The organism is Cellulomonas carbonis (assembly GCF_014636275.1).
GTDB classification, from domain to species: domain Bacteria; phylum Actinomycetota; class Actinomycetes; order Actinomycetales; family Cellulomonadaceae; genus Actinotalea; species Actinotalea carbonis.
In genome coordinates this window covers 1-543 of sequence record NZ_BMEB01000052.1, presented here as the reverse complement: position 1 = coordinate 543, position 543 = coordinate 1, and the positions used below count along the sequence as shown (strand labels likewise).

Sequence of the window (543 nt, the reverse complement as noted above, 5' to 3'; positions counted from 1 at the left end):
ACTACAGGAAGGATCAAAATTTCTTGTTCTATACCGGATGAACGTTCACATGGTAGACTCCATATGAAGATAAATATATTTGATCTTACTTGGTTTTTATACAGGTGTATAAATAAGTGTAGTTTGAATATTTTAATTCATGACGGATCTTATTCTAATCCTGATCCTCATGTAAAAGGTACATTATTAAAACATATCAATTCAAGTCTGTTAGAGAATAGGATCGGACAATATTTTGTAACAATAAATAAAAATGAATTATTATTAGATGACCTTCAAGAATTAGAGTCGAAAGGTATGATTGTTGCAAAATTAGATAGAAACAATGAAGATAAAAATAGATTTTTTGGTTTTAGATTTTGACCAAATAATATTAAACTAGGGAGTTCTTATAGAACTTCCTTTTAACCTGTTTTAAAAATTCCCATAATGTCAAGGGTGTTTAAATTCAGTATATAATGAAACACCGTAATAACTTAACCTATAACAGAGTGATAAAATAGAACTTATGTCTTTTCTTATTCTTTCACTAGAAAAAATCTA

Annotated in this window: 1 protein-coding gene; it reads left to right on the top strand. The window is 27.3% G+C overall.

The window, feature by feature from the left end:
- Window positions 1–363, top strand: a 363-nt coding sequence (locus IEV86_RS18350) for a DUF2326 domain-containing protein (protein WP_188484853.1), incomplete at its 5' end; no start/stop codon positions are given.
- Window positions 364–543 lie beyond the last annotated feature (180 nt).